Annotated in this window: 5 protein-coding genes; all 5 read right to left on the bottom strand. The window is 42.5% G+C overall.

All coding sequences use genetic code 11. The annotated features are described in order from the left end of the window. Positions 1-2,318, bottom strand: a 2,318-nt coding sequence (locus J2S23_RS11075) for a VirB4-like conjugal transfer ATPase, CD1110 family (RefSeq protein WP_307122769.1), incomplete at its 3' end; no start/stop codon positions are given. Then, the gene (locus J2S23_RS11070; RefSeq protein ID WP_001097593.1) at positions 2,275-2,628 is read right to left on the bottom strand and encodes a PrgI family protein; all 354 of its coding nucleotides are present in this window, start codon (positions 2,626-2,628) and stop codon (positions 2,275-2,277) included. The genes J2S23_RS11070 and J2S23_RS11075, both read right to left, overlap by 44 nt. A gap of 61 nt (positions 2,629-2,689) precedes the next feature. Further along, positions 2,690-3,544, bottom strand: coding sequence for a VirB6/TrbL-like conjugal transfer protein, CD1112 family (locus J2S23_RS11065; protein WP_307122768.1), 855 nt, complete (start codon positions 3,542-3,544; stop codon positions 2,690-2,692). 16 nt (positions 3,545-3,560) lie between these two features. Then, entirely contained in the window at positions 3,561-3,803 is a 243-nt protein-coding gene (locus J2S23_RS11060) for a hypothetical protein (protein ID WP_093998667.1), read from the bottom strand. Positions 3,804-3,820: 17 nt separating this feature from the next. Further along, a complete protein-coding gene (locus J2S23_RS11055) occupies positions 3,821-5,641 on the bottom strand; it encodes a VirD4-like conjugal transfer protein, CD1115 family (protein WP_307122770.1) in 1,821 nt (606 codons plus the stop codon). Positions 5,642-5,689: the final 48 nt, after the last annotated feature.

Here is a 5,689-nt window from a genome sequence, read left to right as displayed (position 1 = left end):
CTCATGATGTCAAAGAGTTGGGTTTGAAGTGGGATTTTATTTCTAAAGGGAACAACAGTTGAGCCTGCCTTAATCAATCCAGCTCCCTTTTCTGGGTTAACCAAATATTTCTCAAGCTCCTTAGATAGGCCCAAAAGATGAACCAACTCTTCTCTGTCACTTTTAGCTTGTTTTAGAAGTATCATGAATTCGCTATTAGCGATAATACGTCTGCCGTTGGCATCCAGAAGTAAGGTTTCTACGTTTTGAGTAATGCCTGTTGGAATGGCGCCATACTTACGGACACGGCTCCATAATTTGAAGAAGAAATCAGAAGCGTACTTATCCAGCAACAGAAGCTGCATTTCATCAAAGTAAATCCAGGTCTTCTTGCCAAGTTTTTGGTTTTTAACCACACGATTCCAAATCTGGTCAAAGATGACCATGAGGGCAATCTGCTTCAACTCATCCCCTAACTTTTTAACATTGTAAATGAGGAAATGGCTATCCGTTTTAATATTAGTACGGTGTGAGAAAATATCGAGTGAACCTTCCACATAAAGCTCCATATCAAGGGCTAAGTCCTTGGCTTCTTGTTCAGGCTGTTTAGAGAGAACAAAGACCCATTCCACGAGAGATGGTGTGGCAAAATGCTTATAGGTTAACCGTGTTACACGGTCAATTAGGGACTTTTCTCGACCATCCATTTTCCGGTCTAAGAGTTTCCCAATCCAAGAAAGTAGAAATTCAGATTTGACCTTAATTGGGTCTTCATCCATATTGTCATCGGATAAGTCTAAAACGTTTAAGAATGTAGTAGAGTCAGGCGCAATATCAATGCTCTCCCCACCAAAGGCTTGACCAATGATATTGTACTCATTTTCGGGATCAACTATGATGATTTCGGTATCAGTCTCTGCTTCTTTTAACTTGGTTGAGATGATTTCATGCTTAGTTGCCATCCCTTTACCAGCACCTGATGTCCCTAGAATCAAGCCTGATGGGGTATTGAGTTTCCCACGGTCAATGGTGATGATATTACTTGAAATCTGGTTTATCCCATAAAACTTCCCGCCCTTATCTTGTAGGTCTACAGACGTCCATGGGGAATTAACGGCAATGTTTGAGGTCAAAAGAGACCGTGACACACCCTCAAGGTAGTTCTTCCCAAAAGGCAACAGACTATTAAAAGCAGCTTCCTGCATATAGGTCAGATTATCAATCACAAGGTCATTAGAACCTGCCACTTGTTTGATAATATCAAGGGAGTGCTTCAATTGGTCTTCGTTATCCGCAAAGACCCCAATCAAAAAAAGAGTGTCAAAGAGCTTATCGCCTGTTTGCGTCATGGTTTTAATCAACTCATCGGCTTCATCAATATTACTTTCTAGAACCTGACTAACCTTTTCAAGATAAACGCCAGATCGTGCCATCTTTTGTTGTTCCCCAATTTTTTGCGATTCCATCAAAGTCTTCTTGGTACGGAGCTTGGTCATGGCTTCTGACTTGGCTGCCCCTTTGGCATGGAGACTAATCATCACTTCCAAATCCGACTGCATGAGTTCTCGTAAGAACTTATCTCCCAACTCCATCCCATAGTCACGAACATAGACAATCTGAAGCAATCTATCATCCATTTCAATATGATTTTTGTGCTTAAAGGACAGACTGGTTGGGGCAATAAAATGCTTGGTCGTTTGTCCTGAACGCACCAGGTCTTGATAAGTAAAGGGCAAATGATTTTTCCCTCGCAACATATCAGCCAAGTGATTCACACGGCTTTCTCCACTGAGGAGGGTAAAGTTCGCATCAATTTCAGAAAAACCACTCTTGAAGTATTCCCCAATCTGAGACAGAGAGCGATAAGCGAGTTTCGGATTTTGGTCTGATTTCCCAAAAGAGATGAATTTAACAGCTGAAAAGTTATTTTCTCCAGCTTCAAGGTTATTTTCCATGATACGGTTGAGTTCTTCCCGATAGGTATCGTAGCCATCCTCATGAAAAGGATACAAGACACCCTTTCTAAACTTATCCAAGTTGACCCTCTGGTTAAAAATAGTAAGTTGGAAATTGGTCTTGTCATCCAAACTGTTAATCAAGTCCGAATAGGTTTCCATAATGGCTCCCTTATCCTCCAAACCAACCGTTTGGTAATTGACATCTCCTAAAAGATAGGACTGAGAAAAATAATCTAGGGTGACTTGCATGAGACCATTAGGAAAAAGGCCTTGGTAAAGAAGCGTATTAACAGTTGTTGGTAGCACTTCTTCTTTTGGTTTACGTGTCTTCTTGTCCTTAGAAGAGGTCTTTGGTTTCATTGAGCGATTTGTTTTTTTCACGTTGTATTCCTTTCTGTCCAGTTAGTGTACGGTCTGGTATGGTCATTTCATAATGCCATCTATAATTAAGATACGTTTCAAAAGGTAAGTCATTAGGGCGATAGACCCCAAAAAGCATAAGAGGAATGGTAAAGGTAAAGATAAGACCATAGACAAACCAATCCCCAAATTGCCAATAAAAGAGGTTTAAGCCTAAAATCAGGATGGTAATGGCAATGGCTGGCAAGACAAAGATGACTTGTCGTGTGGTAAAGCCTAGCCAAGCCCTATGTTGGACTTTTGTGATGTCCTTAAAAACACGTGTATTCATAAGACTCCAATCTAAGATGAATATGAAAAAAGATTGGGAGGAACGTCCTTCCCAATCCTCCTTACATGCCTAGGATACTCCTGGCAGTCCGTTGACTGCCCACCAAGGCAATGATCAATAAAATAGCCTGAACTAAACCACCAAAGGCGGTCGCTAGCGTCTCCATCACTCCCGCCCCATTTGAGAGAGCCAATTTCCCAGCTGATTCAAAGAGGGGAACAAGGGAGATGATTAAGAAAATCAAGACACCTTGGAGAGCATAGACCATGATGTTTTTCAGGTAGCCAATCCCAACGCTTCGCCAGTCATCACTGAGAAAGGTCGGAATCGTTAGAGGCGCAAATGGAATCATGAGATAAAGTTGGATAAAGCGAATGGTAATGAGGAGATTCACCACCATCACACTAACCAATCGCACCAACCATATCAGAATGGCAAAAAAGCCAACAATGAGTTTTCCAATAATTCCTGACCCTTTAAGTCCTGAAATGGTCTCATAAGTTGTTCCCCCATGAGAAACGACACCAGCTACGCCTTCAATGATGTGAGAAGCAACGGCTAAGATGGCTTCTACAATAACGGTGGTATTTGTAATGACTACAGCCACCATGATATAAGAGACAATCATAGGAGCAATAGCTTCAAAAGTCATGGCACCACCTGAGTTGGCGATTTTCTTAGCCATCTTCGAGAACTCAAGGACTAAAACGACTGCTAAAATAGCCACTCCCAAGGGCTGCATCACTCCTTTTGTGATCGCTGACATATAAGACCAAACGGTTGGGTTATAATCCGCAAGGGATTTGACCAAGTTGGCCGTCGATTCCAAGTCCACGTTAAAGCCTTCAAAAAGGCTATCGCTCGAAATTTTCTCCGAGGCTAGAAAGACAAAAGCTGAAGGTAATGTGTTTATCATGTCATACCTAGCCCTCCTAAATGGTAATTTGGGTGATAAAGGCACCTGCGGCACCTACCATAACACCACCCACAATTTCTAAAATGGCATTGCGGACACCAGGTCCACCATCTTTGATATTGGTTGATAGGTTAATAATGCCCATGACGACAAGAAAGGCGCCTGTCGCAACCATTCCTTTTTGTAAGAGCGCCATGGCTTGGGCAAACATGGAACTAGCGTCCACGCCATAAACAAAGCCTGTTAATTTTGGGTTCATACGATTCCTCTTTTCTATTAGTGTAGTGTGGTTTCTTTGCTTAAATCCCTAACCTTATGGTCTGAGGGTTCAAACGGAACTTCCTCTGTTTTGAGGGGGTCAATGTGGTAATGCCACCAACGCTCATCCGTCTCATTGTCCGCCAGGTATTGCCAGTTCTTGTGTTTCAAGGGGAAATACTTCTTTTCCTTAAAGACTGGAACCCCTGCAATTCTCACCAAGCATTCATCACGTTTCATGTTTCCGACTTCATCAGGGGTCATGAGATCCCTTGCGATTTTTTGATGAGACGTTGACCCAGACCCTGTTTGGCCATACGACCGACTGGTACTTCTCACATCAATGGTTTGTTTGCCTAAGAGACCACTCATAAACTTAAAGGTCTCTTCATCATTGCCTCCAAGATAAAGCAAGCTATCACAGTTTCCTAGAATGGTTTTCCAAGCCTCCTTCTCCTTATAGAGCCCTTGAAGTTGGGCGATGTTTTGAAGAATGGGTACGAGACTCATGTTCCGTGAGCGAACTGTTGAGGTTTGTTCCGCAAAGTCTGGAATTTCGCCGACATTGGCAAATTCATCTAAATAACTTCTGACGTGGATAGGCAGTTGTCCCTTAAAGTCCACATCAGCTTGTCTCGTTAAGGTTGAAAAAACCGTGGAGAAAAAAAGGGCTGAGAGAAAGCGATAGGTGGTGTCATTATCTGGAATAACGAGATAGACCATGGTTTTCTGCGTTCCCCATGTTTTTAAGTCCAAAGTGTCACGTTTGGTTAAATCAATGACGGATTGGATATTAAAGAGGGCAAACTTAGCCGTTGTTACGGCAATTACTGAATCCAAGGTCTTATCCTTGTAGTTTTGGAAGTCTGCCCAGTTACGCATGGTGAAGTTTTCTGTCCCATATGTCTTGGCATAGGTCTCAAACATCACTTCTAAGACACTCTTATCTTGATTTTCTCCTTTGGATAAGAGCTTGATGAGTTTTCCAATTTCAGAAAAAGAGGGGTAACACCCACGCTTACGACGACTGTCTGCTTCTTCCTTTGGACTACCTGGAGGATTGTAAAAATCCACCAAGTAAGAGGAAATGGCTCTCACTAAGGTCATGGAAGCTTCATCCCAAAAAGGATCACTGCGACTGCCATTGCCTTTGGTATTATTGAAATAGACCGTAAGCATACGGTTCAAATCATTCTCCGTTTCCACATAGCGAAAAGGATTAAAGCCATCTGAGTTTGTCATGTTTACGAGGTCTAAGACCTTGACCTGATAGCCATTCTCTAAAAAGAGCTTCCCTGTCTTTTCAGCTAAGTGATCCTTAGGGTCAACGACAATATTGGAACAGTTTAGCTGAATCAGATTGGGTTTGACAAACCGAAAGGTCTTCCCTGCCCCTGACCCACCAATGACCACAAGGTTCTTGTTTCGGTCAAACTGTGGGGCTTTCTTTTCTAACAGGGTTAGCCTAACATTACGTGACAAAATAGAGTCATTAAAGGGATCTTTACTGATAAAGGCTTTACGCTCACGATTGTTTCCAAAGCGAGCAGAGCCATATTCAGCCCCTTCTCGATAAACCTTTTGACCAGTTGAGACGTAAAGATAGACTAGCCCCATCGTCACAATCCCAAAGCAATAGCCTAAAAAGGATCTTCCAGTGAAGTTGCCATTCCACAAGGGATTTAAGACCTGATTCTGTCCCTCTCCTAAGAGATAGGCAAGGCGTTCCAAGGGCGGTTGATTAGGTAGACTATCGTAAAGCAAGACTAGTCTATGGCAGAAATAGCCAAAGGCAAGTCCTAATACGCCAAAAATAAAGGCTTTTTTCCCTGAGACCATTAGAGAATGACCTCCTTTGTTTTCACAGCAGAGGGTTCTGACATCACA

The organism is Streptococcus moroccensis, from assembly GCF_030812835.1.
Classification (GTDB): Bacteria; Bacillota; Bacilli; order Lactobacillales; family Streptococcaceae; genus Streptococcus; species Streptococcus moroccensis.
This window is presented reverse-complemented; position numbering and strand designations above follow the sequence as displayed.